Genomic DNA, 25,647 nt, shown 5'->3' with positions numbered 1-25,647 from the left:
CCTTGCCCAAGAGACCGACTTCCATACGGAGCTATGACTTAGCTCAACCTATAGTATAGTTTTTTATGTTCAGGAAGCAGTAACTTGCCTCACCACTGTGCCCCCTTGTCTTCTACTATTCACGAGTCCTTTCAGGTCAAAGTGGGCCAGGACCGTCTTGGCCTATCCGGTAAAACTGCTAGTATCCAATAGGCACAAACCGTGACAACAACAGAATCAGTAAAAAACAAAGGATGGCTCCATGAACGCGGCAACACAGCTGTCGACTTCCCTGCACTATTTCACCCACTGGGCCCGGAAAAAGCCCGACGAGACCTACCTGATCCAGCCCTTTCCCGATGGTCACGTCGAGGAAATCACCTGGGGACAGGCGGCGGACCAGGTGGCCCGCATGGCCACTTACCTGCGTTCGCTGAATCTTCCGGAGCACAGCAACATCGCCCTGCTGGGCAAGAACAGCGCTCACTGGATCCTCGCTGACCTCGCCATCTGGGCCGCCGGACACGTCTCCGTGCCACTATACCCCACCCTCAATGGCGACACCGCACGCTATATTCTGGATCACAGCGAAAGCAAACTGCTGTTCCTCGGCAAGATGGACGGCACCGTCGATGGCTGGAACGATATCAAGGGCGTTATCCCGGACCAGCTTCCCGTTATCTCCTTGCCCATGTCCCCCCGGGATGACACCCCAACCTGGGCCGGCGTTGTCGCGGAGACAGATCCGCAGCCCATCCAGTATCCCTCTGCCGGCGACCTGGCCACCATTGTTTACACCTCCGGCAGTACCGGGCGGCCCAAGGGGGTCATGCACAGCTTTGAAACCATCATTTCCGTGGGCGATGGGCTCAAGCAACTGTTCCCGGTAGGCGAAGACGACCGTATGCTGTCGTACCTGCCGCTGGCCCACGTGGCCGAGCGTGCCGCAGTCGAGACCATGTCGCTGTTCTACGGTTTCCGCCTGTACTTCGCCAACTCCCTGGATACCTTCCAGGAAGACCTGCAGCGGGCGCGTCCCACCCTGTTCTTTTCGGTGCCACGCCTGTGGATGAAGTTCTACCTGGCCATCAATGACAAACTGCCGCCGAAGAAACAGAGAATCCTGTTCAAGCTGCCACTGCTTAACCGCCTGGTGAAGAAGAAGGTGCTTACCCAGCTGGGCCTGAACCATTGCCGGGCCGCCCTCACCGGCGCCGCGCCCCTGGCACCCGAGATTGTCAGCTGGTATCGCAATTTGGGCCTGGAGCTGCTGGAGGTATACGGCATGTCGGAGAACTTCGGTTACTCCCACAGTAACCGCCCCGGCCAGGCCCGCATCGGTACCGTGGGCGTGCCCAATCCTGGCGTAGAACAGCGCCTGGGAGAGGGCGATGAGGTGCTGGTCCGCAGCCCGGGCCAGATGCTGGGCTACTTCAAGAATCCGGAGAAAACCAAGGAAGACCTCACCGACGACGGTTTCCTGAAGACCGGCGATATGGGCGAGATCAAGGACGGCTACCTGCGCATCACCGGCCGGGTAAAGGACCTGTTCAAGACCTCAAAAGGCAAGTACGTGGTCCCGGTACCCATCGAGGGCCGCTTCAACCACCCCAAGGCCGAAGTCATCTGCGTGGCCGGCGCCAACCACCCCCAACCCTGTGCCCTGGTGCTGCTCTCCGATGAAGCCCGGGAAGAACTGGCGGCCGGCGCCAGCCACGACGAGCTGGAGCAGGAACTGGCGGAGGTGCTGGATCAGGTCAATGCGGAGTGTGAGGCTCACGAAAAGCTGGCCTTCGCCGCTGTGGTCAAGGAACCCTGGACCATGGAAAACGGCATGTTGACCCCGACCATGAAAATCAAGCGCAATGTGATCGAAAACCACTACGCGGATCGCATGGGCGACTGGTATGGCCAGCGGAAAAAGGTAATCTGGGAACAATAACCCTCGCAACAAGCCCCCGATTGCCGGGGGCTTGCTCAATCTCCGCCACAGCCCCCGCCACAACCGCCGGAATCACCACTGCAACCGCCGCCACAGCCAGAACCACAGCCGATGTGGCCCGCACAATAACCGTCGGCCCCGGCCTGCTTGCAATCCAGCTCGTAACGAAAACCGTCCGGGATGTTGAGCTGGGTATCCAGCGCAAAGAGCAGCGGCAGGGATTGAGGTGACCTGGGGGTAATGTTTTCCCGCTGACAGGCCAACTTCCAGGCCGTCCTGATGCCCTTCTGGGCCACCGTTGGGGAACGCATTGCCTCGGCGGGGGTGTGGTGAAGGAAACGGCCCAAGGCCTTTTTGCAGAACAGTTGGTACTTGCGGGTAAACAGGATGAACTCGTGCCAGGCCACATCCACCACCTGGGAGGGCATGGCGACCATTCTGGGCCCCGCCAGGTTGCACAGGTGGAAGTACTCCCGCAGGCCCGCCATGACCTGGTCGATCTCCCGGGCCTGCAGGTGGGGGTATTTTTCCGCCACCTTCGCAGCAATCGCCTCGGGGAAGCGGAATGCATCGATCAGTCGCTCCCGCCGGGCCATGGCAGCGCGCCGATAGAGGCCATACGCCAGGGAAACCGTGACAACCAAGACGAACACAAACGCGACAAACGCCATCAATCCTACCCTGTTACTTGCAGCCCTAAGACCGACCCATTAAGCCCAAAATGAGCTCCGGGCAACAAGTACGAATCTGTAACCGGGTGAACGGCGTGGCATTAAGCATCGTGGTTCCAGAAATAGCTCGCCCCCTGTTCCGGCGTACTTACCTCTCTTCGCAGCCAGCCAAACAGCTCACGCCCCAGCCCGTGCCGGTTCGCCGACAGGTCTTGGGACGCCGGACTGCGGCTGGCCCACTCGGCCTCGGCCACGTCCACGGACAGCTCCCCGGCGATGGCGTCAACGCACACCCTGTCGCCCTCCCGCAGTCGGGCGAGCGGCCCGCCCCTGGCAGCCTCCGGATAAACATGGATCGCCGCCGGAACCTTGCCGGACGCTCCCGACATGCGGCCATCGGTCACCAACGCAACCCGGTAGCCCCGGTCCTGGACGACCCCCAAATAGGGAGTGAGCTTATGCAGCTCGGGCATGCCATTTGCCGTTGGCCCCTGGAACCGGACCACCACCACACAGTCACGATCCAGCAGCCCCTGGTTGAATGCCGCTTCCAGCTCGTCCTGATCATGAAAAATCACGGCCGGCGCCTCCACCCGGTGATGCTCAGGCGCGACCGCCGAGACTTTGATCACCCCCCGGCCGAGGTTCCCGTTCAGCACCCGCAAGCCGCCGTCCGGGGCGAATGGCTCGGTGGCGGCTCGAAGCACACCGTTGTTACCGCTGCGCTCGGCCACGGGCTCCCACACCAACTGGTCGTCCCGCAGCGCAGGCATTCGGGTGTAGGCCTCCAGCCCCCGCCCCAGCACCGTCTCCACATCGTCGTGCAGGTAACCACCGGACAGCAGTTCACGAATCAGGAACGGCGTGCCCCCGGCTTCGTGAAACGCATTCACATCCTCCTGACCGTTGGGATAGATGTGGGTCATGGACGGCACCACCGCGGACAGCTCGGCAAAGTCGTTCCAGTCAATCAGGATGCCCGCAGCTCGGGCGATGGCAACCCAGTGCATGGTGTGATTGGTGGAGCCGCCGGTTGCCAACAACGCCACCAGGGCGTTAACGATGCTGTTCTCATCCACCATGTCGGCCAGCCCCAATTCACCGCCGTTGGGTCGCGACAGCCGGATCACCTGTTCGGTGGCGAACCGGGTCAGCGCATCCCGCAAGGGCGTGTTGGGGTTAAAGAATGCCGCCCCGGGCAAGTGCAGGCCCATCACCTCCACCAGCAACTGGTTGCTGTTGGCGGTGCCATAGAAGGTGCAGGTGCCGGGACTGTGATAGGACTTGCTCTCGGTTTCCAGCAGCTCCTCCTTGCCCACCTTGCCCTCGGCGTAGAGCTGCCGTACCCGCTGCTTTTCCTTGTTGGGCAGGCCGGTGGGCATGGGGCCCGAGGGAATCAGGATGGTGGGCAGGTGCCCGAAGCTCAAGGCGCCGATCATCAGCCCCGGCACGATCTTGTCGCAGATGCCCAGCAACACCGTTGCATCGAACATGTTGTGGCTCAGCGCCACCGCCGTGCTCATGGCGATGACATCACGGGAAAACAGGCTCAGTTCCATGCCCGGCCGCCCCTGGGTGACGCCATCGCACATGGCCGGCGTCCCCCCGGCAAACTGGGCGACCGAACCCATGCCATGGGCGGCGGCACGGATCAGGTCAGGAAATCGCTGATAGGGCTGGTGGGCCGACAGCATGTCGTTGTAGGCCGAGACGATGGCCACGTTGGCCTTGTTCATGAGCTTGAGGGTGTCCTTGTCCGAAGCCGGACAGGCGGCGAAACCATGGGCCAGGTTCCCGCACGAGAGGGTGCTGCGTTGGGGGGACTGCCGTTTCAGCGCCGCCATGCGATCCAGGTAATCTTGCCGGGTCCCCCGGCTGCGGTCCCGGATACGCTCGGTCACCTTTACCACCGCTGGATGCATGCTTGCGTTCCTCCTTCCCCCGTTGCGACCTTGAGGGGTCCCTGATCAACGGAAAGTTTACTGGTTATTGCCCATCCTAACACGGCGAAATCCGTTACAGGGCCCGTGCAGATTGATATAATTACTACATTCCTCAACTGTTTTCGCTACAGTGGAGACGCACCATGACCGTACGCATCGCAATCAATGGTTTCGGTCGGATCGGTCGCAACGTTCTTCGCGCGCTGTATGAGAATGGTTACCGCGACCGGATCCAGGTAGTTGCCATCAACGACCTTGGCCCCGCTGAAGCCCACGCCCACCTGCTCAAATACGACAGTGTCCATGGCCCGTTCTCCGGCATTGTCGGCCACAATGCCGAGTCCATCTCGGTGAACGGCGATCACATTGCGGTGACCGCCATCGCGAAGCCGGAGGAACTGCCCTGGCGCAGCTTCCATATCGACGCAGTACTGGAGTGCAGCGGTCGCTTCACCAGCCGGGACAAGGCCCAGGGCCACCTGGCCGCCGGCGCCCGCAAGGTGATCATCTCCGCCCCCGCCAACGATGTTGATGCCATGGTGGTGTATGGCGTCAACCACCAGGAGCTGAAGCCCGAACACCAGATCATCTCCTGCGCGTCCTGTACCACCAACTGCCTGGCGCCCGTGGCCCAGGCCCTGCACGACGCCATCGGTATCGAGAGCGGCCTGATGACCACCATCCACGCCTACACCCACGATCAGGCGCTGACCGATGCTTACGGCGGCGACCTCTACCGCGCCCGGGCGGCCGCCCAGTCGATGGTTCCCACCCGCACGGGCGCCGCCGGCGCCATCGGCAGGATCATTCCGGAGCTGGCGGGCAAGCTCGATGGTATGGCTGTCCGCGTGCCCACCCTTAATGTCTCCCTGGTGGATTTCAGTTTTGTCGCCAACCGGGAGACCGATGCCTCGGAAATCAACCAGATCATGAAGCAGGCCGCCGACCGTTCGCCCGTGCTGGGCTACAGTGAGGAAAAACTGGTCAGCGTGGACTACAACCACAATGCCCGATCCGCTGTCTTCGACGCCAATCATACCCACGTGTTGGGCCGTCACGCGAAGGTCATGGCCTGGTACGACAATGAATGGGGATTCTCCAATCGCATGCTCGATAACACCCTGGCGCTGCTTCATGGCGAACGTTGATCACGAACCCGGCACCCCTTATCCGACACGCAGCTTCACGGTCCGCTAATCGCCAGCGGATCGTGACGCCCTTAAAGACCACTTCTCAAAAAGGATTTCCCCCATGCTGAGGCGCACCAAGATTGTCGCCACCCTAGGCCCCGCCACGGACTCTCCGGAAGCCATGCGGTCCATCATCCAGGCCGGGGTCGACGTCACCCGTCTGAACTTTTCCCACGGCAGTGCCGACGATCACATTCAGCGGGCACGACGGGTCCGCGAAACCGCCCAGGCACTGGGACGCTATACCGCCATCCTGGCCGACCTCCAGGGCCCCAAGCTGCGCATCGCGCGCTTCCGGGACAACAAGGTGACCCTCAAGAGCGGCCAGACGTTCATCCTCGATGCGGCCATGGACAAGGCCGCTGGCGACAGCAACCGGGTCGGTATCGACTATGAACAGCTGATCCAGGACGTCACGCCGGGTGACATCCTGGTGCTGGATGATGGCCGGATCGAGATGGAGGTGACCGCCGTCGACGACCACCGTATCACCTCCACCGTGCTGATCGGCGGCCCGCTCTCCAACAACAAGGGCCTGAACAAACGCGGTGGCGGGCTCTCGGCAGAAGCGCTGACCGAGAAAGACCGGACCGACATTCAGACCGCGGCACGGCTGGGCGCTGACTACGTGGCGGTGTCCTTCGTTCGCACCGCCGAAGATATGCACACGGCTCGCTCCCTGCTGCGGCAGGCCGGCTCCGAAGCGGGCCTGGTCGCCAAAATCGAGCGGGCCGAACTGGCCCACGACCCGGCGGCACTGGATCAGGTTATCCTGGCGTCCGACGCGGTGATGGTGGCCCGGGGCGATCTGGCGGTGGAAATCGGCGACGCGGAACTGGTGGGGGTCCAGAAGCACATCATTGCCCGTGCTCGCGCCCTGAACAAGGTGGTGATCACGGCAACCCAGATGATGGAGTCGATGATCGACAACCCCATGCCCACCCGGGCCGAGGTATCCGATGTGGCCAACGCGGTCATGGACTACACCGATGCCGTCATGCTGTCGGCCGAGACCGCGGTGGGCGATTACCCCACCGAAGCGGTGAAAGCCATGGTGCGGATCTGCCTGGGCGCGGAGAAACATCCCTCGATGGCCCAGTCCAAGCACCGGATCAACGAGTCCATGGGCCGGGTGGATGAGGCCATCGCCCTCTCCGCGATGTATGCCGCCAATCACCTGGAGGGGATATCGGCACTGATCTGTATGACCGAAACCGGTGCCACACCGCTGTTGATGTCGCGGATCAAGTCCTGCCTGCCGATATTCGCATTCTCCCGCCACCCCAGTACCCAGCACCGGGTCTCGCTGTACCGGGGCGTGCAGACGGTCCCCTTCGACACCACAGCCATCCCCAACGACCAGACCAATGCCCGCGCCGTGGCGAAGCTGGTGGAACTCGGCATCGTCCGGGACGGCGATCTGGCGATCATCACCAAGGGCGATTACGCCGATGCCCAGGGTGGCACCAATACCATGAAGATTGTACAAGTGGGCCAGGAGATCCGCTGACCCCCGATTGGGGTCAGGTTAACCGTCCCAGGGACACCAGGCTGTCGCGGGTGAGTTTGGAGATTGCCCGCCAGTCCCCGGCGGCAATGGCGTCGGATGGGGTCAGCCAGGTGCCACCGACCCCCAATACATTGTCCAGGGCCAGGTAGTCAGCGGCGGTATCCGGCCGAATACCGCCGGTGGGACAGAAACTGACATCCGGAAACGGCCCGGCAAAGGCCTGCAGGGCGTCCGGCCCGCCCGCTACGGAGGCGGGAAAGAACTTGAACTCTCGATACCCCATGCTGTAACCCAGCATCAGCTCAGACACCGTCGCTATGCCGGGAAGCAGGGGCACGCTGGAGGTCAACCCGAAATCCAGCAGGGGTTCCGTTACCCCCGGACTCACCACGAACTGGGCGCCGGCGCTCTCCACCTCGCGATACTGGGCCCGGGTCACTACGGTTCCTGCTCCGACCCATATCTCCGGCATGGTCGCCCGCAATCGCTCAATGGCCGGCAGGCCGTATTCGGTTCTCAGGGTAATCTCCAGCGCCCGGATTCCTCCGTCCACCAGCGCCTGACACAGGGGCAGCACCTGGTCGGGATGCTCGATGGTAATCACCGGTATCAGCGGGCCACTGTGAAACAGGGCGTGAATGCGGTTGCGATGCACCTCGGACAACTGTTGCATAAGCGCCTCCAACTCTGCCTCTCAGGCACTCCAGTAAACCACCAGGCCCAGCTTGAGAAACACCCGAATCGGCATCTCTGCCACGTCATCCAGCCGTTCGCAAGCCAGCTTCAGGGTTTCCGCCTTGTCCATCCCCTGCAAGTGCAGGGCACGGTGCCTGGCCCCCGCCAGCGCCCGTAGCGTCAGCGACAGCCGCTTCTGTGGCTGGGACGGCGGCGTAAGGGCAATGACATGTCCCGACCGCTTGGCATCGAGGGCCTGGAACAGCTCCGGGGCATCCGGAAACAGCGAGGCGGTATGGCCATCATTGCCCATCCCCAGCACCAGCGCCGTCAGCGGCCATTCGATGCCCGCCAGGGCCTGCTCGGCCGCGGTACAGGCTTCGGCAAGGGAGGCTTGCCCCTGCCAGAGCGGCACAAGCCTGGCCGTGGCCGCCGGTCCCTGCAGCAGGTAGCGCCGGACCAGGGCGGCGTTGCTGTCCGGATCGGATTCGTCGACACACCGTTCATCGACCAGCACCACATCCACCCGCTCCCACGGAATCGGCTTGCGCGCCAGTAACTCGAAAAACGTAATGGGGGTTCGGCCGCCGGAGACCGCCAGACTCGCCCTCCCCGGCTGCCTCAGCCGTTCCGCCAGAACCCCGGCTATCTTTTCGGCCAGCATGCTGGCGACGGTATGGGCATCGTCCGCTGTGACGATATCCACCCCAAGCGGTGCATCAATATCCAGTGTCTTCATACCAGCTCCTGCCATCCCTCGTGATCAGGGCAATGGATGCCACCGGCCCCCAGGTGCCGGCGGCGTAACGCTTCAGCGGCGCCCCACGCCCTTTCCAGTTGGCGATAATGCCGTCCACCCAACGCCAGGCGCATTCCACCTCGTCGCGCCGCACAAACAGATACTGATTCCCCTTCATCACCTCCCACAGCAGCCGCTCATAGGCATCGGGGATGCGGTCGTTGGCAAACGCCTCCGAAAAGGTCAACTCCAGCGGCCCCTGACGCAGGCGCATGCCCTTATCCAGGCCCTGGTCCTTGGTCAGGATCTGTAGCGTCATGCCTTCGTCCGGCTGCAGGCGAATGATCAGCTTATTGTGGGCCAGGTGCTTCTGGTCCGGGTCGAAGATGTAGTGAGGGGCGGGTTTGAAGTGAATCACAATCTGGGACAGCTTCTCCGGAAGCCGCTTGCCGGTGCGTATGTAAAACGGCACGCCCACCCATCGCCAGTTCTCGATCTCCACCTTGAGGGCAACAAAGGTTTCGGTGGTGCTGCAGCGGTTGGCCCCCTCCTCTTCCAGGTACCCGGGAACAGCGCGGCCGCTACTGGTGCCGGCGCTGTACTGGCCACGAACCAGGTGGGTTTCCAGGATGTCCGGGGTGATCGGTCGCAGGGCCTTCAGCACCTTGACCTTCTCATCCCGGATGCTGTCCGCCGAGAGATCCGCCGGCGGATCCATGGCGATCAGGCACAACAGCTGAAGCAGGTGATTCTGGATCATGTCGCGGACCTGACCGGCCTGGTCGAAGTACCCCCACCGGCCTTCGATGCCGACACTTTCCGCCACCGTGATCTCCACGTGGGATATATGGTTCTGGTCCCACTGGGATGAGAACAGGTTGTTGGCGAAGCGCAGGGCAATCAGGTTCTGCACCGTTTCCTTGCCCAGGTAATGATCGATGCGAAACAGCTGGTCTTCGTTGAACACGTCGGCCAGCTGATCATTGATCCCCCGGGAACTCTCCAGGTCATGACCAATGGGTTTTTCCACCACCACCCGGGTCTGCTGATTGCAACAGCCGGCGGTGCGCAGGTTACGGGCAATGACGCCATACAGGTCCGGCGGGGTGGCCAGGTAGACGATCAGGGCATTGTCGCTGCCGCCCCGCCATTGCGCCACGGCCGCAAAATCGGAGGCCTCCTTGAAGTCGAGCCGATGGTACTCGACCCGGGCGAGCAGCGCAGCCAAACTCTCGTCACTGAGTTCATCTGCTGGTATAGCCTGCCTGAGGTCTTTGGCCAGCTGCGTTCGTACCTCTGCCGTCGTTCCCTGCCGCCTGGCCAGCGCCAGGATACGGCTCTTGCCCGGCAGCAATCCGGAGCGTTCGAGTTGGTACAGCGCCGGAAACAGCTTGCGCCGCGCCAGGTCCCCCAGCGCCCCGAAAATCACTAGGTCACTGCTGAAATCAATGATGTCGTCCATGAAGCGCTCGCTCACCCCGACTCCAATAATCAGGTCCGACTGTCAACCACCAGCCAACCGCGTGGGCATGGGATCGGCCATGGCGGCAAATTCAGGCCATCGCCATGTAGTAATTTTATCTAAATAATGACACTCTCCGGCGCTAATGCCAATGCATAAGGCCGGAGCTGACAACTTTACTACCGCATTCTTCACTAAAAGACGGTATAATTCGCCGACACATTGCCTGACCCCTGCAACGAGGCAGGGAGACCCAACCCGGAGAGCAAGCGAATGTCAGCGCCCCACACGCGCCGAGACGAGAACCTGCTGGAAGACATCCAGGACCGACTGGATTCCCTCAACAAGTCCGAGCGGAAAGTTGCCGAAGCAATTCTCCGCGACCCTTCCGCGGCGACCCGTTACAGCATTGCCGCCCTGGCCCGCACCGCCAATGTCAGCGAACCCACGGTCAACCGTTTCTGCCGCGGCTTTTCGGCCTCGGGCTTCCCCGACTTCAAGATCCGGCTTGCCCAGAGCATCGCCACCGGCACCCCCTACATCGGTCAGAATATTGAACCTGACGACACGGTGGCGGAGTTCGCCGACAAAGTCATGCTGACCACCATGGCCAATCTCGACAAGGCCCGGCAGGCGCTGAACCCCAAGGAACTGGCCACCGCCATCGACTACCTGATCCAGGCCAAACAGATCAATTTCTTCGGCATGGGTGGCTCCGCCCCTGTAGCGCTCGACGCCCAGCACAAGTTCTTCCGCTTCAACATTCCGGTGATGTGTTACGACGACGCGCTGATGCAACGCATGGTCGCCGCCGGGAGCGGAACCGGTGACGTGATCGTGATGATTTCCTATACCGGTCGCACCAAGGAATCCATCGAAATTGCCCGTGATGCCCGCAACAACGGCGCCACGGTGATTGGTATTACCACCCCTGCGTCGCCCCTGGCCGAGGTGTGCACCGTTGTACTGGGGGTTACCGCGTCCGAGGACACGGAGGTCTATATGCCCATGGCCTCTCGGATCATTCACCTGTCCATTATCGACATCCTCGCCACGGGCGTGACCCTGAAGCGTGGCGAGGACTTCCGCGAACATCTGAAGAAGATCAAGGACAGCCTCAAACCGACACGCCTGCCCCCTTCTTAACAAGGCTTGATTCGCCGTGCTTCGTGCATGAGGCCGGTGAGCAAACCGCGCAAGGCAAGCCACAGCGAAGACCATAAAAAAAGCCCGGAAGTATCAACCTCCGGGCTTGCTTTATGCAATCAACAGTTTTTTGTCGGGATCAGGGCCGTTCAACGTCCGCCTGTTCCCGCAGGTACTGTTGGTAAGCGGTGTATTCCCGCTGCCCCTGCAGGGTGGCCATGAAGCGACGGAGCTGTTTCAACTCCGAGCTGTCGCTGCCCACCTCGCCCTCATTAACCGCATCCAAGGCGATCACCACCATTTCGGAGCGGCCGGTCAGCGTCTGACCATACACCGGCGCATCGGCCTCCGGTCTTGGCAAGGCAAACACCGCCCCCACTACGGCCGGGTGCAGCTCGGCGCTGTTGCGGCCCTGCTCACTGTAGGACTGCCACTGGCCGCTCACCGATTCAATCTGCGCCAGGCTCTGTCCGGATTCGAGCGATGCAACCACCGCCTCGGCCCGGGCCTCCAGGGCCTCACGGGTTTTCTCCTCGGTCAGGGCGGCGCGAATATCCGCTTCCACTTCTTCCAGCGGCAGTTGCCGGGCGGGGTGGTGCTCCTTGACCCGTGCGACCACCGACACATTATCGCCTACATCGATCACCTCGGTGTTGTAGCCATCCGCCAGCACATCCTCAGAGTACAGCTGACGGACCAGGCCGGCGTGGTCGAAGGGCGCCTCGCCACCCTCCCGGGTCACCCCGCTGCGCTCGTGAATCTCGAGCCCCAGCGCTTCGGCCGGCGCCGTCAGGTCGTCGGACTCGTAGGCGATGTTGGACAGCTCGGTTCGTGCGGCCGCATAGGCCTCGTCGGCCTGGGACATCGCCAGCTCCGTCCGCAGCTCACCCTCCAGCTCCTCCAGGGACGGGGCTTCGCCCTTGCGAACGTCCAGAAGCTTGATCAGGTGGGTACCGAACTGCGTGGTCACGGGCTCGGAGACGTCTCCCACGTCCAGCGCAAACATGGCTTCCTCATACGCTGGATCGAACAGGTTTCGACCGGCAAAACCCAGGTCCCCGCCGTTGGCTGCGGTAGCCACGTCCGCCGAATAGGTCTCGGCCAATTGGGCAAAATCTTCTCCGGCGGCAAGTTTTTCCTGGACCTCCGCCAGGGTGGCCTCGGCCTCGTCGCCATCCTCGATCAGAATATGCGCGGTGCGACGTTCCTCATCCACCAGTTCGGCGGCGCGTGTTTCGTACAACGCCTCCACAGCCTCGCGGGAAACGCTTTCCGGGTCCGCCAGGGATTCCAGACTGAGCGCAATGTACTGGGCGTCTACGGTTTCGGGACGCATATACTGTGCTGCGTTGGCGTCATAATAGTCAGCAACCTCTTCCTCCGTTACCGACACCTGGGCGGCCACGTCCTCGGCGGACAGGGCCACGGTACGGAAATCCCGGGTCTGGTTTTGCAGACTCAGCAGCATCTCGGCTCCGGCTTCCGCCACGAAGCCGCTCTGGCTCACGCCGGTACGGATCTGGTTGATCACGTATTGCTTGCGCATGGCTTCGCGGAACTCGGCAACGCCCATGCCCAGATTGCGAACCGTCGAAACGAACCGGTCGCGGCTGAACTGACCATCCACCTGGAACTGGGGCATCTGGGTGATCAGGGCGTCCACATCGGCGTCTGATAGTGCCAGCCCCTGCTCCGCGGCATCCTGGGTCAGCACCCGCTCCTGAATCAGCGACTCCAGCACCTCCCGCCGAATCTGCTCGTCATCCAGCAGGGTCGGATCCGGCCTTTCCATTTGGGCCAGACGACGCTGGCTCTCAATCTGGACGAGACGCAGGAATTCCCGCTCGGTGATCTCCTCACCGTTCACCGTGGCAACTTCCGGCTCTCCGGAGAAGCCACCGATAATGGCATCCATCCCCCAAATGGAGAGCGAAACAATCAATACTGCAATGATGATCTTGGCAATAGTGCCTTGGGCATTTTCCCGAATATTCTGAAGCATGTTCCTCCCGGATCGCTGAGCCGTCTGTGCCCAGCTGGGCCAGAGTCTGCCAGCGTCAGGCCTCTGTTCCGTGTCGTCTGAAATCTCAGTGGTCCCGCAAAGGCTGCCGGCACGTCCGGTGTTTTGCGGGTTCTGAACGTAAAAAGGCGCACCCTGTTCGGAATGCGCCTCCTCTGGATCTGGAGTAATGACCGGCGAGAGAGTCAGCCACTACCCCCGCAACACCCGCTAGTGGGTGCTGCCAGGCGAAAGAGCCTTACTTGACGGCGTCCTTCAGAGCCTTACCGGCTTTGAAGCCAGGCACTTTGGAGGCCGGAATCTTGATCTCTGCGCCAGTTTGCGGGTTACGACCGGTACGAGCCGCACGCTCTTTAACCGAGAACGTACCGAAACCGATCAGAGTCACCTGATCGCCTTTTTTCAGAGCGCCAGTCACGGCGTCAGTCATCGCATCCAGAGCACGACCAGCACTTGCCTTGGAGATATCGGCAGACTCTGCAATTGCATCGATTAGTTCGGACTTGTTCACACTAAACCCCTTCGATTTCAGGTTGAAGATGTTATCGGTTGGTTTGTTTTTCTAGGACGTTCCCGACTATCGCATAAGCGGTCAGAGAATTCCATTCTTCACTTTTCTTATTCCATTCGGTTACATACCGGAATTCGGAATAGGCATCAACTGCGCGGGAGCCCTTGGTATTGGCTGCTTCACGGCGAAACAGTTATACCAACGGGCTCTCGCGCGTGTCAACAAAACAACGCGGCTTTAATGAGTATTTATGCGCTCTGACGCGTCGCCCTCATCGTCCCGGGGTTTCCCGGAAGACGATTCGGTGGACACGCCTTCGCCGATGGGTTCTGGCGCGTAGGCCAGCGCAATGTCCAGCACTTCGTCAATCCACTTGACCGGCCGGATCTCAAGAGATTCCTTGATGTTGTCCGGTATCTCCTTGAGATCTCGAACATTTTCATCCGGAATAATCACGGTCTTGATGCCCCCGCGATGGGCGGCCAGGAGCTTCTCCTTCAAGCCACCGATGGCCAGCACCCGACCCCGCAGGGTGATCTCACCGGTCATGGCAACGTCTGCGCGTACCGGAATCTGGGTCAATGCGGACACCAGCCCGGTACACATGCCGATGCCGGCACTGGGACCGTCCTTGGGTGTGGCCCCTTCGGGGACATGCACGTGAAGGTCGTGCTTCTCGTGGAAATCGTCGCTGAAGCCCAACCCGGTTGCCCGGCTGCGAACCACCGTCAACGCGGCCTGAATGGATTCCTGCATCACATCCCCCAGGGAGCCGGTCTTGACCACGCGACCCTTGCCCTTGGTTAATGCGCATTCGATGGTCAGCAACTCACCGCCAACCTGGGTCCAGGCCAGCCCGGTGACCTGCCCGATCTGGTTCTTCTCTTCCGCCAGACCGTATTTGAACTTCTGGACGCCGGAATAGTCCTCCAGCATCTCCGGAGTGAGGGTCAGGGTGGGCTTCTTGCCGAGCTCGACATGCTCTCGAACCACCTTCCGGCAGATCTTCGCGATTTCCCGCTCCAGCCCCCGCACACCGGCTTCCCGGGTGTAATAGCGGATCAGGCTGCGCAGGGTATCCTCCGGCAGCTCCAGTTCCTTCTTGCTCAGCCCATTGGCCTTGATCTGCTTGGGCAGCAGGTAGCGCAAGGCGATGTTGACCTTCTCATCCTCGGTGTAGCCCGGGATACGAATGATCTCCATCCGGTCGAGCAACGCCGGTGGAATGTCCATGGAGTTGGAGGTGCACACGAACATCACGTCGGAGAGATCGTAATCCACCTCGAGGTAATGGTCATTGAAGGTGTGGTTCTGTTCCGGGTCGAGCACCTCCAGCAACGCGGAAGCCGGGTCGCCGCGGTGGTCCATGCCCATCTTGTCGATTTCATCGAACAGGAACAGCGGGTTCTTCACCCCCACCTTGGACAGTTTCTGCAGCAGCTTGCCAGGCAGTGCGCCGATGTAAGTCTTGCGGTGACCGCGGATCTCGGCCTCGTCGCGCACCCCGCCCAGGGCCATCCGGGTATACTTGCGGTTGGTGGCGCGGGCAATGGACTGCCCCAGCGAGGTCTTACCCACCCCGGGAGGCCCAACCAGGCACAGCACCGGTCCCTTGACCTTCTTGACCCGGCTCTGCACCGCCAGGTACTCGAGGATACGCTTCTTGACCTCTTCCAGGCCGTAGTGATCTTCGTCCAGAATCTTGCGGGCCTTCTCCAGATCGTGACGCACCCGGCTGCGCTTCTTCCAGGGCACCGCCAACATCCAGTCGATGTAGCCGCGCACCACGGTGGCCTCGGCAGACATCGGTGACATCATCTTCAGCTTGTTCAGCTCGGCCTCGGTCTTCTTGCGGGCCTCTTCCGGCAACCCCGCCTCTTCCAGCTTCTGCTCCAGCTCGTCAAAATCGCTGGCGCCCTCGCCGAGCTGGCCCATTTCCTTCTGGATGGCCTTCATCTGCTCGTTGAGGTAGTACTCGCGCTGACTGCGCTCCATCTGCTTCTTGACGCGGCCGCGGATGCGCTTTTCCACTTCAATCAGGTCGATTTCGCCATCCAGCTTGCCCAGCAGCAGATCGACGCGATTGCGAACATCCAGCGCCTCCAGCAGTTCCTGCTTCTCGGGGATCCGCAGTTCCAGGTGCGCCGCCATGGTGTCCACCAGGCGCTCCAGCTCGTTAATGCCGGTCAGGGCATTGGACACCTCGGAAGGCACCTTCTTGGACAGCTTGACGTATTTCTCGAACTCCTCCATCAGGGTCTTGACCAGGACATCCCCTTCCCGGTCCGGGAGCGAGTCTTCGTCCATCAGCACGGCCCGACCGGACAGGTAGTCCCCTTCGGCGATGGACTCAATGCGAGCGCGGATATTGCCTTCGACCAGCACTTTCACGGTGCCATCCGGAAGACGCAGCAGCTGCAGGACCGTGGCCAGTGTGCCCATCTCGAACACGTCTTCGGCGCCGGGCTCATCGGTGCCCGCATCGCGTTGTGCCACCAGAAGGATTTCCTTGGTCCCCTCCATCGCGGCTTCAAGCGCCTGAATTGATTTGTCACGCCCCACGAACAGCGGAACCACCATGTGCGGGAACACCACCACGTCCCGCAATGGAAGCATGGGGTATTCTTGCACAGATTCTTCAGGAATCAGGGTCATAAGGAATCCTCTGACTTTGTTTCTTTCAGCTTAACACCGATCATTGGGGCACTTCGCCAAAATGCAATATTTTTACGGAATGAAAGCGCTAGGCCCTGCCAGGTAGGCGCATAGATAGGGGATTGATTTCATGGCGTCTCCGGTCAACGGCGACACCTTTCCTGGCGAGCAGGCAAAATGCGGCACTAAAAAAAGGGCGTTGCCGCCCTTTTTTCAGTTACCCGACCAGTCAGTCGTCCGACGCCGCCTTGGCATGGTCGCTACTCGCGTAGATCTTGAACGGTTCGGAATCCCCGTCGATCACGCTTTCATCAATAACCACCTTGGACACATCGGTTTCCGAGGGAATCTGGTACATGGTATCGAGCAGCGTGGCCTCCATGATGGAACGCAGGCCACGGGCACCGGTCTTCCGTTCCATGGCCTTGCGAGCCACGGCACGCAGGGCGTCTTCACGGAAGTCCAGTTCCACCCCTTCCATGTCAAACAGCTTCTGGTACTGCTTGGTGAGGGCGTTCTTCGGCTCGGTGAGGATCTGCACCAGCGCCGCTTCATCCAGCTCGGTCAGCGTTGCCACCACGGGCAGACGGCCGACAAACTCCGGAATCAGGCCATACTTCACCAGATCTTCGGTTTCCACGTCCTTGATGACGTCACCGGTGCTCTTGCTGTCGTCCTGGCTGACCACCGACGCGGAGAAGCCAATGCTGCTGCGCTCCGAGCGGTCGCGGATGACCTTGTCCAGGCCGGCGAAGGCCCCACCACAGATGAACAGGATGTTGCCAGTATCCACCTGCAGGAAGTCCTGCTGGGGATGCTTGCGGCCGCCTTGCGGCGGAACAGAAGCAACGGTCCCTTCGATCAGCTTGAGCAATGCCTGCTGCACGCCCTCACCGGATACGTCACGGGTGATGGACGGGTTGTCGGACTTCCGGGAAATCTTGTCGATCTCATCGATGTAGACAATGCCGCGCTGGGCCTTGTCAACGTCGTAATCACACTTCTGCAGCAGCTTCTGAATGATGTTCTCAACGTCCTCACCCACATATCCGGCTTCGGTCAGGGTGGTGGCGTCGGCGATGGTAAACGGAACATTCAGCATACGCGCCAGGGTCTCAGCCAACAGCGTCTTACCACTACCGGTGGGACCGATCAGCAGGATGTTGCTCTTGCCGAGCTCCACGTCCGCCTTGCCCTCACCGTACCGCAGGCGCTTGTAGTGGTTGTAGACTGCGACAGAGAGAACAATCTTGGCCCTGTCCTGCCCGATAACGTATTCGTCCAGGGTGTGGCGAATCTCGTCAGGCGTGGGAAGACGATCACTGGCTTCTTCCTGTGCACTCTCCTGGATCTCCTCCCGGATGATGTCGTTGCACAAGTCGACACACTCGTCGCAGATGAACACCGAGGGCCCTGCAATGAGCTTACGGACTTCATGCTGGCTCTTTCCACAAAACGAGCAGTACAGCAACTTGCCGTTATCGTCGCCTCTGCCGTTTCTATCATCTGCCATTGACTTACCTCTGTTCTGGATTTGCCGACGTATTCAACAGACATACGCCGGCCTAATTTCAAGCGATCAGCACCAGTATTATTTATTCGGTACGCGCTTATCAAGTATAGAATCGATCAGGCCATACTCCTTTGCCTGTTCCGGGTCCATAAAAAAGTCGCGCTCGGTATCCCGTTCGATGGTTTCCAGATCCTGGCCGGTGTGCCTCGCCAGAATGGTGTTGAGGGTGTGACGGATCTTCAGGATTTCCTTGGTATGGATCTCGATATCCGTCGCCTGCCCCTGATAGCCGCCCAGCGGCTGGTGAATCATCACCCTGGAATTCGGCAGACAGGCACGCTTACCTTCGGCGCCACCGGCCAGCAGGAAGGCGCCCATGCTGGCGGCCTGTCCCACGCAAAGCGTCGACACGTCCGGCTTGATGAACTGCATGGTGTCGTAGATGGACATCCCCGCAGTGACCGAACCACCGGGGCTGTTGATGTACAGATGAATATCCTTGTCCGGGTTCTCGGACTCAAGGAACAGCAGCTGGGCCACAATCAGGTTGGCCATGTGGTCTTCAACCTGACCCACCATGAAGATCACCCGCTCTTTGAGCAGCCGGGAATAGATATCAAAAGAACGCTCGCCACGAGCCGTCTGCTCAATAACGATTGGCACCAGGCCAGAGTTGGTAACCATCGCGGGACCATCAATCGGTTTTTGCATCATGATGCGCCTGAACTCCTTCTGGACGTTAAGTGACCATCCGGCCACTGAGTTGGTACTGTTATTGGTTATTCATACTGCTTTTTATATTACCGGAGCCCTACTTTGCCACCCTGAGCCCAAGATGAAAACAGCCGGACGTGCCGGCTGTTTTTTCTTCTTTGCTCTGGGACTGCCTGGCAGCCTGGCAAATTAACGCTGAGGCTGACCAGCCTGCACCGCCTCTTCGTACTTCATCTTCTTCTCTTTGACCTTGGCCTGCTCGAGCACCAGGTCTACCACGGCCTCTTCCAGAACCACGGATTCGATCTGGGACTTCTGATCCGGACTGTTGTTGAAGTGGGCCACCACCTCTTCCGGCTGCTCATAGGTAGACGCAATCTCCTGGATCTTCTCGTCCACTTTGCCCTCGTCAGCCTTCAGGTCGTTCTTCTTGACCAGTTCCTGGAACAGCAGGCCGGTCTTCACACGACGGACAGCCTGTTCTTCGAAAAGTTCTTTCGGCAGCTGCTTGAAGTCCACCTGACCACCGAAACGCTGCACGGCGTCCTGACGCAGACGGTCAATCTCCTGATCCACCAGAGCCTGGGGAACCTCCAGCTCGGTGGTCTCCAGCAGACCGTCGATCACGTCGTTCTTCACCTTGTTGGTCACGGCCTGCTTGAGCTCGCGCTCCATGTTCTTGCGGACTTCGGCACGGAAGGTTTCTTCGTCTTCGGCGTCGATTCCGAACTTCTTGAAGAATTCTTCGTTCAGCTCCGGCAGCTGCGGCTCCTGAACCTCATGAATCTTGATCTCGAACTTGGCAGGCTTACCAGCCAGCTCTTCGTTGTGGTAGTCCTCGGGGAAGGTCACTTCGATTTCCAGCTCTTCGCCGGCCTTACCGCCCACGATGCCTTTCTCGAAGCCCGGGATCATCTGGCCGGACCCCAGCGTCAGACGATGGCCTTCAGCGGAACCGCCCTCAAACTCCTCGCCATCGATCGTGCCCTTGAAGTCGATGGTCACGATGTCCTTGTTCTTGGACTTGCGCTTGACGGACTTCATGGTGGCCTGCTGGCGACGCAGGTTGTCGATCATGTTGTCGACGTCTTTGTCGGTGATTTCGGTGTTGGGTTTCTCCACCTTGATCTTGCCGAGGTCGCCCAACTCAATCTCCGGCAGTACCTCGAAAATGGCCACGAACTCGAGGTCCTTGCCCTCTTCCATGGTTTTCGGCTCGAACTTCGGCCAACCCGCCGGCACAATCTCCTGCTCTTCCAGGGCCTTCATGTAATTGTCACGCATAACTTCGCCAACGATTTCCTGGCGAATGCTATCTCCGAAACGACGCTTTACAACGCTCAGAGGTACTTTGCCCGGGCGGAAGCCGTTCAGGCGAACGGTGCGCGCAGTCTCCTGAAGGCGTTTCTGAACCGCCGCGTCAATTTCCTGGGCGGGCACACCGATTGTCATACGACGTTCGATGTTGGATGTCGTTTCAACAGACACTTGCATGGAAGTTCCTCGAATTACCGGTCAGTAGTGAGTGAAAGATTTGCCACGTCTTGCAGGGCCGGACCCAGAAGAGCGCGAAAATTAAAAGGCGTAGTCTACCACGGTTTTACAGGCGGAGAGAATCACCTGGCCCGCGTGAATGCGAATTACCGCTGGCCGGCCTGGGCGATGATCTGATCGAGTGAAAATTCTTCCATGAACGCCAGGAAATCCTCATCCCGAAGACCGCCGCTTATCAGGAAACCCTGAATTTCGTCACAATGGTGCTCCGAGAGGAACGACCACTGTGCCGGCGTCTCGACCCCCTCGGCAATGACCCGCAGCCGGAGACTCCTCGCCATGGAGATGATGGCCAGAGTGATGGCGGTATCGTCGCCATTTAGTCCCACCTCGTCCACGAAGGACCGGTCGATCTTGAGCGAGTCCAACGGGAACTTGCGCAGGTAACTGAGAGAAGAATACCCGGTACCAAAATCGTCGACGGACACCCGCAATCCCAGCAACTTGATACGACGGAGCATGCGAATGGCCTGCTCGACATCCCGAACCAGCATACTCTCGGTGATCTCCAGTTCCAGCGACTGCGGCGGAATGTCGTACAGCTTGAGCAGATCCGCCAGTATCTCCACCAGATCCGCCTGCCGGAACTGCGCTGCGGACAGGTTCACCGCCACCGTAAGATCGTCGTACCCCAGCTCTCGCCACCGCTTCAGGGAGAGGCAGGCCTGCTCCAACACCCAGCGGCCAATGCGCCGGATCTGCCCGGTATGCTCCGCCACCGGGATGAAATCCGCCGGCGAAATCGCCCCCATCTCCGGGTGGTGCCAGCGCAGCAGCGCTTCCGCTCCGCTGATTCGGCCATCAGCCAGGCCAATCTTGGGCTGGAACACAAGGTAGAGCTGATCCCGGTCAATGGCCTGCTGCAGCTCACTGCCGAGCTGCTGCCGCCACACCGCCAGCTGGTTCATCCTGGCCTCATAGAAGGCGTAGGTATTGCGCCCCACCTCTTTTGCCTTATACATGGCGGTATCCGCCGCCTTCATCAGGGCTTCGACACTCTCGCCATCGTCCGGGTAGACGCAGACCCCCACGCTCACTGTGGATTGCACGGAATAACCGGAAAGCCGAAACTGACGGTCAAAGTTGTCAACAATCTTGCTCACCACGGGGATCACATTGTCCGCACTGTCGATGTCGGTCATGATGATGACGAATTCATCCCCGCCCAGGCGAGCCAGGGTATCCTCTTCCCGCAGCAGTTCAGTCAGACGCTTCGCTGTGGCCTTAAGCAGTTCATCACCGATGGCATGCCCCAGGGAATCGTTGACGTCCTTGAAGTGGTCAAGGTCGAGATACAGCACGCCGGTGCAGGTGTTGGTGCGGTTGGCATGTTTGATGGCAATGGCGATCCGGTCCATACACAATGCCCGGTTCGGCAGGCCGGTGAGCGAATCGTAATTGGCCAGGTACTGCAGCTCGGCCACGGCACGCTCGAGCCGCATTTCCTTGTCCCTCAGCTCCTTTTCGACCTGGTCACGAATCTGCTGCTGCTCGGAAATGGTTTCCAGCATCTCATTGAAGGTGCTGGACAACACGCCGATCTCATCCCGGGACTCCACCGGCACCCGCAGGTCGTAATCGTGACTGCTGGTGACCTGACGGGTAAAGTTGGCCAACCGGAGGATGGGATCAGAGATATAGCGCTGCATGGCCTGGGCCAGGACATAGGCCAGGGCAACCATCGCCAGCAGCAGCGCCGCCAGCGTCAGGACGAAACCTTCCAGCTTCTCGGCCAGCCCGGACTTGGAAACCTTCAGGTACAGGGTCCCCAACTGCTCGTCGAGCGAATCCATCACCGGCTGGTAGACATGGAGCCACCGGTCGTCCCAGATCACCTCAGAAGCGTGCCGATAGCCGGCTTCCGTTATCTCCCCCGCTCCCCGCTCGATGCGGGCGAAAATGCCGCCATTCTCGTTGAACAGGGCCACGCTGTGGGGCGCGCTCAAAACCGTCTTGCCCAGCAGGTCCTCCCGGGCCTGCCCCGCCAGCCCCAGCGACATGTAGGCCACGCTGTCTACCGCCAGGCGCCGGGCCTGGGACACGGAGTCGTTTTCCAGGGAATCTTCAAGGGTATGGGAAAAACTGATGGTAACCACGAAGAATCCCACCAGAATGGTCACCAGGGATATGCCCGCGATCAACAACACCAGCTTGGACCGAATGGAACCGAGGTACGCCATCAGGGTCGCCCCCCATTGACATCATCCATCGACCCATAGACCTTGCCAGCCAGCTTGACGAAGGCGGCGGATGGCTCGTTCCCCCCAGCGGCGAAGGCCGAACGATTGATCTCGATATCGAAGGTATCCGACGGCCCCAGGTAGAGCCGGATATGCAAACCGGCGGAAGCACTGTTGCGGCTGCTGCCCACAAACACTGTCCGCTCCAGCAGGCCCGCGCTCACAATGCGATCAATTTCACGCTCGGAGACATCGCCCAAATAGGCGACATGACATTGCCCCAGGGCCTCTAGATTATCGGCGGCAATCAACTCAACGGGCTTTCCGGTAACGTCCTGGTTCCCCAAAAAACTCCGCATTTGCCGCATAAACTCCCGATTCCGGTAGATGCAGAGACGGTAGGGGGTATTTCGATTATTGAGGTCAGACTCCGGCGACCAGTAAATCTGGCCAGCCAGCCGCAACAGGATGAAGGCCCGCACCTGGGATTCAGACGCCCGATCCTGAGCAGACAGCACAGGCACCACACCAACAAGCAACCCCACCGCCAGCGCCCAGGCGGCCGAACGAAGCCTTCTCTTGCTAGCAGCTTGCCCACGGCTCAGGGCTATACGTCGGCTGGCAATGCCAGCAAGGGTGGCCGGTTCCTGGTTCATATCGGCTTACAGTCTGCGCTCGGTGCTGGTCGTTTCATTGTTTTTGCGCGGCTTTTCTCAGCTCAGTATAGGCTGTACTGCTCAAAGCTGTCAGATCAACACTCCAGTCTTGGGATCGCGACCTTTTCACGACGAATGCAGATTGATCTGACAATCAAGATGAATCCAGTTAGACTCGACTTTAACACTCGGGGAACCTTGCAGTCTCTAGCCACTCAATGAAGTAAAGCAAAGCGATGCCTAAAACAAAAAAAAACGCCAAAGAGAAAGAGCCACTTCGCCTTTCGGGGCTTCTAAGCGCCACTGTGTGCCTCATGACCGTGGCCTGCCAGGCTCAAAGCCAGGCGGTGTCCGAACTGGCGGCACTGCCCCTGGACCAGTTGCTCAGTATCAGCGTTTCCACAGCCTCCAAGCTACCCAGTACGGTAACTGATTCGCCAGGGATCATCACGGTCTACAGCGCCGAGGAAATCGAGTTGTTCGGCGGGCGCGACCTGGGGGAAGTACTGGCTCGCCTCCCTGGCATCGCCCCCTACAATTCCGCAACCGGCCATAAGTTTCGCGTTGCCGCCCGGGGTGACGCTCCCCGTTTGAGCAACAACCATATTCTGGTGCTCCTGGATGGCATTCCTTTCAACCGTGAAAGCTACACGGGAGGCCTTTGGACACAGTCCGTTTTCACCACCATGCCACTCGAAGCGGTTCGACAGATCGAAGTGATCCGAGGACCAGGATCCGTGCTCTACGGCACCAACGCCTTCAGCGGCGTCGTCAACATCATCACCAAACATGCCGATGAGCTTGAAAACGGCGTGACCCTCGGCGCCGGCAACAATGACGCCGTGGCCGCCCGACTCACCTATGGCGCCAAGTTGGATGACGCCGACAGCGAGGTAGTAACCGCCCTCCGTTACTACGACACCGAAGGCGCGCCCCTGAGTCCGAACGACTCCACCGGCCCCTTTCGAGGCCAACCAGAGGAGCGCTCCCCCGGCGGCCTGGTGAGTGCCAGAAGTAAGGGGTTCCACGCCACCTTGCACTGGGGCAATGCTGATCTGGCTAACATACGAGGCTCGGATGCCGCCCTGGCCGACGGCAATGAAGACAATGAACGCCTCTTTGTGAATCTTGGCTACGAACACCAGCTTTCCAATCAATGGCTGGCCAAAGCGGATGTATCCCACGTGAACGTGCGTACCGAGCTGATAGAGCCAACCGCTGGAGTGCTGGGCCCGATTAACTACAAGACCGATGACAGCCGGATTGAATTGCAATTGCAGGGACAGTTCAGCGATGACCTGCAATTGGTGGCCGGGATGACCTACGACGCCTTCTTCGCAAGAGTTGATGACCCTTACCCCTTCCTGAGCGGCTGGCGCAGTTATTTATACGGGGCCTACGCCCAGCTCGAGTACCAATGGCGAAATACCCGGTTTACCGGGGGACTGCAATTCAACAAGGTGGAAGGCATCGCTGACAAGACCGTGCCCCGAGTCGGGCTGATCCATCATTTTACCGAGACCTTCGGCGCAAAGATGATGTATGCCGAAGCGTTCCGGGCACCGTACGCCGTGGAAACCGATGTTGCGCTTATCACACCCGGCGTCTCGGTGGTGGGCAATCCGGACCTGCGGAGGGAACTCGTCGAAACCTGGGACTTGCAGCTGTTCTATAACCGGCCCAGCCTGCAGACCGCATTCACCCTTTTCCATACGCGCCAGGAGGACCTGATTGTCCGGGGCCTACAGGCCCCGGGGGTGATCAGTTTCTTTAACGAAGGAGAACTGGATACCAAAGGGGTCGAACTGGAGGCGAAATACACCCCGCACCCTAACTGGTTCTTCACAGGATCGGCCACCTGGCAACGGAGCGAGGACGGCAGTGGGACCGAAGACGTCACCCTGCAACCGAACTATACGCTCAAGGCAGGCGCGGGTTACCGGGGGGACTCCTGGTCACTGGCCTTATTCGATATCTACCAGGATAGCTATCAGGACAACGTCGTCGTGTCCCCGGCCCGCCTGGAACTGAACCCCGCCTCCCGGGCCACCCACCTGTTAAGCCTCAACGGTACGCTCGAACTCCAACGGATCCACAACCTCAAGCTGGGACTCTATGTGCATAACCTGCTGGATGAAGAAATCTGGCTTCCGACCGCACCAGGGTTCACCACCTCCAACATCAACACCATGCCCAGCGTCGAGTCCGGACGGACCTTCTTGATCACCGCCAAGCTGCCCTTCTAAACAGACAAGGTGAAACAGGTACTGCGGGTTCCGCCGGGAGGGGGCGGGAAACATTCGAAGCTTTACGGGAAAGGAAAAGTGGTGCGAAAGGAGAGACTCGAACTCTCACGGGTTGCCCCACTGGAACCTAAATCCAGCGCGTCTACCAGTTCCGCCACTTTCGCACTGCGGACACAGAACAAGGACAGTTCCCTTGCAGGAACATCTTAAAATTCTGCGTTTGCGGAAATCAAGCCAAGAAACAACTCGAAAAAGAAAAGTGGGGTGGACGAAGGGGTTCGAACCCTCGACCGCAGGAGTCACAATCCTGAGCTCTACCAACTGAGCTACGTCCACCACAT

At 60.0% G+C, this 25,647-nt stretch carries 19 protein-coding genes and 2 tRNA genes; 6 read left to right on the top strand and 15 right to left on the bottom strand.

The features are described from left to right. Positions 1 to 241: 241 nt before the first annotated feature. Entirely contained in the window at positions 242 to 1,921 is a 1,680-nt protein-coding gene (locus R3175_RS06280) for an AMP-binding protein (RefSeq protein ID WP_318943022.1), read from the top strand. Positions 1,922 to 1,956: 35 nt separating this feature from the next. Here the strand turns inward: R3175_RS06280 and R3175_RS06275 are convergent, their stop codons facing one another. Continuing rightward, positions 1,957 to 2,592, bottom strand: a complete 636-nt coding sequence (locus R3175_RS06275; RefSeq protein WP_318943021.1) for a hypothetical protein — start codon at positions 2,590 to 2,592, stop codon at positions 1,957 to 1,959. Positions 2,593 to 2,693: 101 nt separating this feature from the next. Then, positions 2,694 to 4,514 carry a phosphogluconate dehydratase gene (edd, locus tag R3175_RS06270; protein ID WP_318943020.1) on the bottom strand — a complete coding sequence of 607 codons (1,821 nt, stop codon included), beginning with the start codon at positions 4,512 to 4,514 and terminating at the stop codon, positions 2,694 to 2,696. Positions 4,515 to 4,678: 164 nt separating this feature from the next. Here edd and gap point away from each other — a divergent pair, with 164 nt between their 5' ends. Together gap and pyk are read left to right on the top strand one after the other, a co-directional pair. Beyond that, positions 4,679 to 5,683, top strand: coding sequence for a type I glyceraldehyde-3-phosphate dehydrogenase (gap, locus tag R3175_RS06265; protein WP_318943019.1), 1,005 nt, complete (start codon positions 4,679 to 4,681; stop codon positions 5,681 to 5,683). A gap of 103 nt (positions 5,684 to 5,786) precedes the next feature. Then, positions 5,787 to 7,235 carry a pyruvate kinase gene (gene pyk, locus R3175_RS06260; protein WP_318943018.1) on the top strand — a complete coding sequence of 483 codons (1,449 nt, stop codon included), beginning with the start codon at positions 5,787 to 5,789 and terminating at the stop codon, positions 7,233 to 7,235. Between the two features lie 13 nt (positions 7,236 to 7,248). Here the strand turns inward: pyk and R3175_RS06255 are convergent, their stop codons facing one another. The 3 genes from R3175_RS06255 to zwf are packed head-to-tail and all read right to left on the bottom strand — an operon-like array spanning position 7,249 to position 10,111. Next, on the bottom strand, positions 7,249 to 7,908 hold the full coding sequence (locus tag R3175_RS06255) for a bifunctional 4-hydroxy-2-oxoglutarate aldolase/2-dehydro-3-deoxy-phosphogluconate aldolase (RefSeq protein ID WP_318943017.1): 660 nt from the start codon (positions 7,906 to 7,908) through the stop codon (positions 7,249 to 7,251). Between the two features lie 21 nt (positions 7,909 to 7,929). After that, entirely contained in the window at positions 7,930 to 8,649 is a 720-nt protein-coding gene (pgl, locus tag R3175_RS06250; protein WP_318943016.1) for a 6-phosphogluconolactonase, read from the bottom strand. Continuing rightward, positions 8,630 to 10,111 (bottom strand): glucose-6-phosphate dehydrogenase, encoded by a 1,482-nt coding sequence (gene zwf, locus R3175_RS06245; protein WP_318943126.1) that lies wholly within the window; start codon positions 10,109 to 10,111, stop codon positions 8,630 to 8,632. Before zwf ends, pgl begins: the two co-directional genes overlap by 20 nt. Before the next feature lie 273 nt (positions 10,112 to 10,384). Here zwf and hexR point away from each other — a divergent pair, with 273 nt between their 5' ends. Then, the gene (hexR, locus tag R3175_RS06240; protein ID WP_318943015.1) at positions 10,385 to 11,257 is read left to right on the top strand and encodes a transcriptional regulator HexR; all 873 of its coding nucleotides are present in this window, start codon (positions 10,385 to 10,387) and stop codon (positions 11,255 to 11,257) included. Between the two features lie 139 nt (positions 11,258 to 11,396). Here the strand turns inward: hexR and R3175_RS06235 are convergent, their stop codons facing one another. The 5 genes from R3175_RS06235 to clpP all read right to left on the bottom strand — a co-directional run bounded on the left by R3175_RS06235 (position 11,397) and on the right by clpP (position 18,670). Next, positions 11,397 to 13,259: a SurA N-terminal domain-containing protein gene (locus R3175_RS06235; RefSeq protein ID WP_318943014.1), complete on the bottom strand. Its 1,863-nt coding sequence runs from the start codon at positions 13,257 to 13,259 to the stop codon at positions 11,397 to 11,399. A 256-nt stretch (positions 13,260 to 13,515) separates the two neighbouring features. Further along, a complete protein-coding gene (locus R3175_RS06230) occupies positions 13,516 to 13,788 on the bottom strand; it encodes an HU family DNA-binding protein (RefSeq protein WP_318943013.1) in 273 nt (90 codons plus the stop codon). 237 nt (positions 13,789 to 14,025) lie between these two features. Further along, on the bottom strand, positions 14,026 to 16,443 hold the full coding sequence (lon, locus tag R3175_RS06225; protein ID WP_318943012.1) for an endopeptidase La: 2,418 nt from the start codon (positions 16,441 to 16,443) through the stop codon (positions 14,026 to 14,028). 229 nt (positions 16,444 to 16,672) lie between these two features. Next, a complete protein-coding gene (clpX, locus tag R3175_RS06220; protein ID WP_318943011.1) occupies positions 16,673 to 17,956 on the bottom strand; it encodes an ATP-dependent Clp protease ATP-binding subunit ClpX in 1,284 nt (427 codons plus the stop codon). Between the two features lie 78 nt (positions 17,957 to 18,034). After that, complete coding sequence (gene clpP / locus R3175_RS06215; protein ID WP_318943010.1) at positions 18,035 to 18,670, bottom strand: ATP-dependent Clp endopeptidase proteolytic subunit ClpP; 636 nt, start codon at positions 18,668 to 18,670, stop codon at positions 18,035 to 18,037. Here clpP and R3175_RS06210 point away from each other — a divergent pair. Next, entirely contained in the window at positions 18,669 to 18,863 is a 195-nt protein-coding gene (locus tag R3175_RS06210) for a hypothetical protein (protein WP_318943009.1), read from the top strand. The two genes, clpP and R3175_RS06210, sit on opposite strands and share 2 nt — an antisense overlap. Here R3175_RS06210 and tig read toward each other — a convergent pair. The 3 genes from tig to R3175_RS06195 form a co-directional block, all read right to left on the bottom strand. After that, the gene (gene tig / locus R3175_RS06205; protein WP_318943008.1) at positions 18,860 to 20,164 is read right to left on the bottom strand and encodes a trigger factor; all 1,305 of its coding nucleotides are present in this window, start codon (positions 20,162 to 20,164) and stop codon (positions 18,860 to 18,862) included. The two genes, R3175_RS06210 and tig, sit on opposite strands and share 4 nt — an antisense overlap. A gap of 146 nt (positions 20,165 to 20,310) precedes the next feature. Beyond that, positions 20,311 to 22,404 (bottom strand): putative bifunctional diguanylate cyclase/phosphodiesterase, encoded by a 2,094-nt coding sequence (locus R3175_RS06200; RefSeq protein ID WP_318943007.1) that lies wholly within the window; start codon positions 22,402 to 22,404, stop codon positions 20,311 to 20,313. Further along, positions 22,404 to 23,060 (bottom strand): YfiR family protein, encoded by a 657-nt coding sequence (locus R3175_RS06195; RefSeq protein WP_318943006.1) that lies wholly within the window; start codon positions 23,058 to 23,060, stop codon positions 22,404 to 22,406. The genes R3175_RS06200 and R3175_RS06195 overlap by 1 nt, the downstream gene beginning before the upstream one ends. 314 nt (positions 23,061 to 23,374) lie before the next feature. On the opposite strand from R3175_RS06195, the gene R3175_RS06190 reads away from it, so the two are divergent. Further along, positions 23,375 to 25,306, top strand: a complete 1,932-nt coding sequence (locus tag R3175_RS06190) for a TonB-dependent receptor (RefSeq protein WP_318943005.1) — start codon at positions 23,375 to 23,377, stop codon at positions 25,304 to 25,306. Positions 25,307 to 25,385: 79 nt separating this feature from the next. On the opposite strand, the gene R3175_RS06185 is transcribed toward R3175_RS06190, so the two are convergent. Together R3175_RS06185 and R3175_RS06180 are read right to left on the bottom strand one after the other, a co-directional pair. After that, positions 25,386 to 25,470 (bottom strand) — tRNA-Leu (locus tag R3175_RS06185). Between the two features lie 96 nt (positions 25,471 to 25,566). Continuing rightward, a tRNA-His gene (locus R3175_RS06180) sits at positions 25,567 to 25,642 on the bottom strand. Positions 25,643 to 25,647 lie beyond the last annotated feature (5 nt).

The sequence above is a fragment of the Marinobacter sp. genome (genome assembly GCF_033722735.1).
Lineage (GTDB): Bacteria > Pseudomonadota > Gammaproteobacteria > Pseudomonadales > Oleiphilaceae > Marinobacter.
This window is presented reverse-complemented; position numbering and strand designations above follow the sequence as displayed.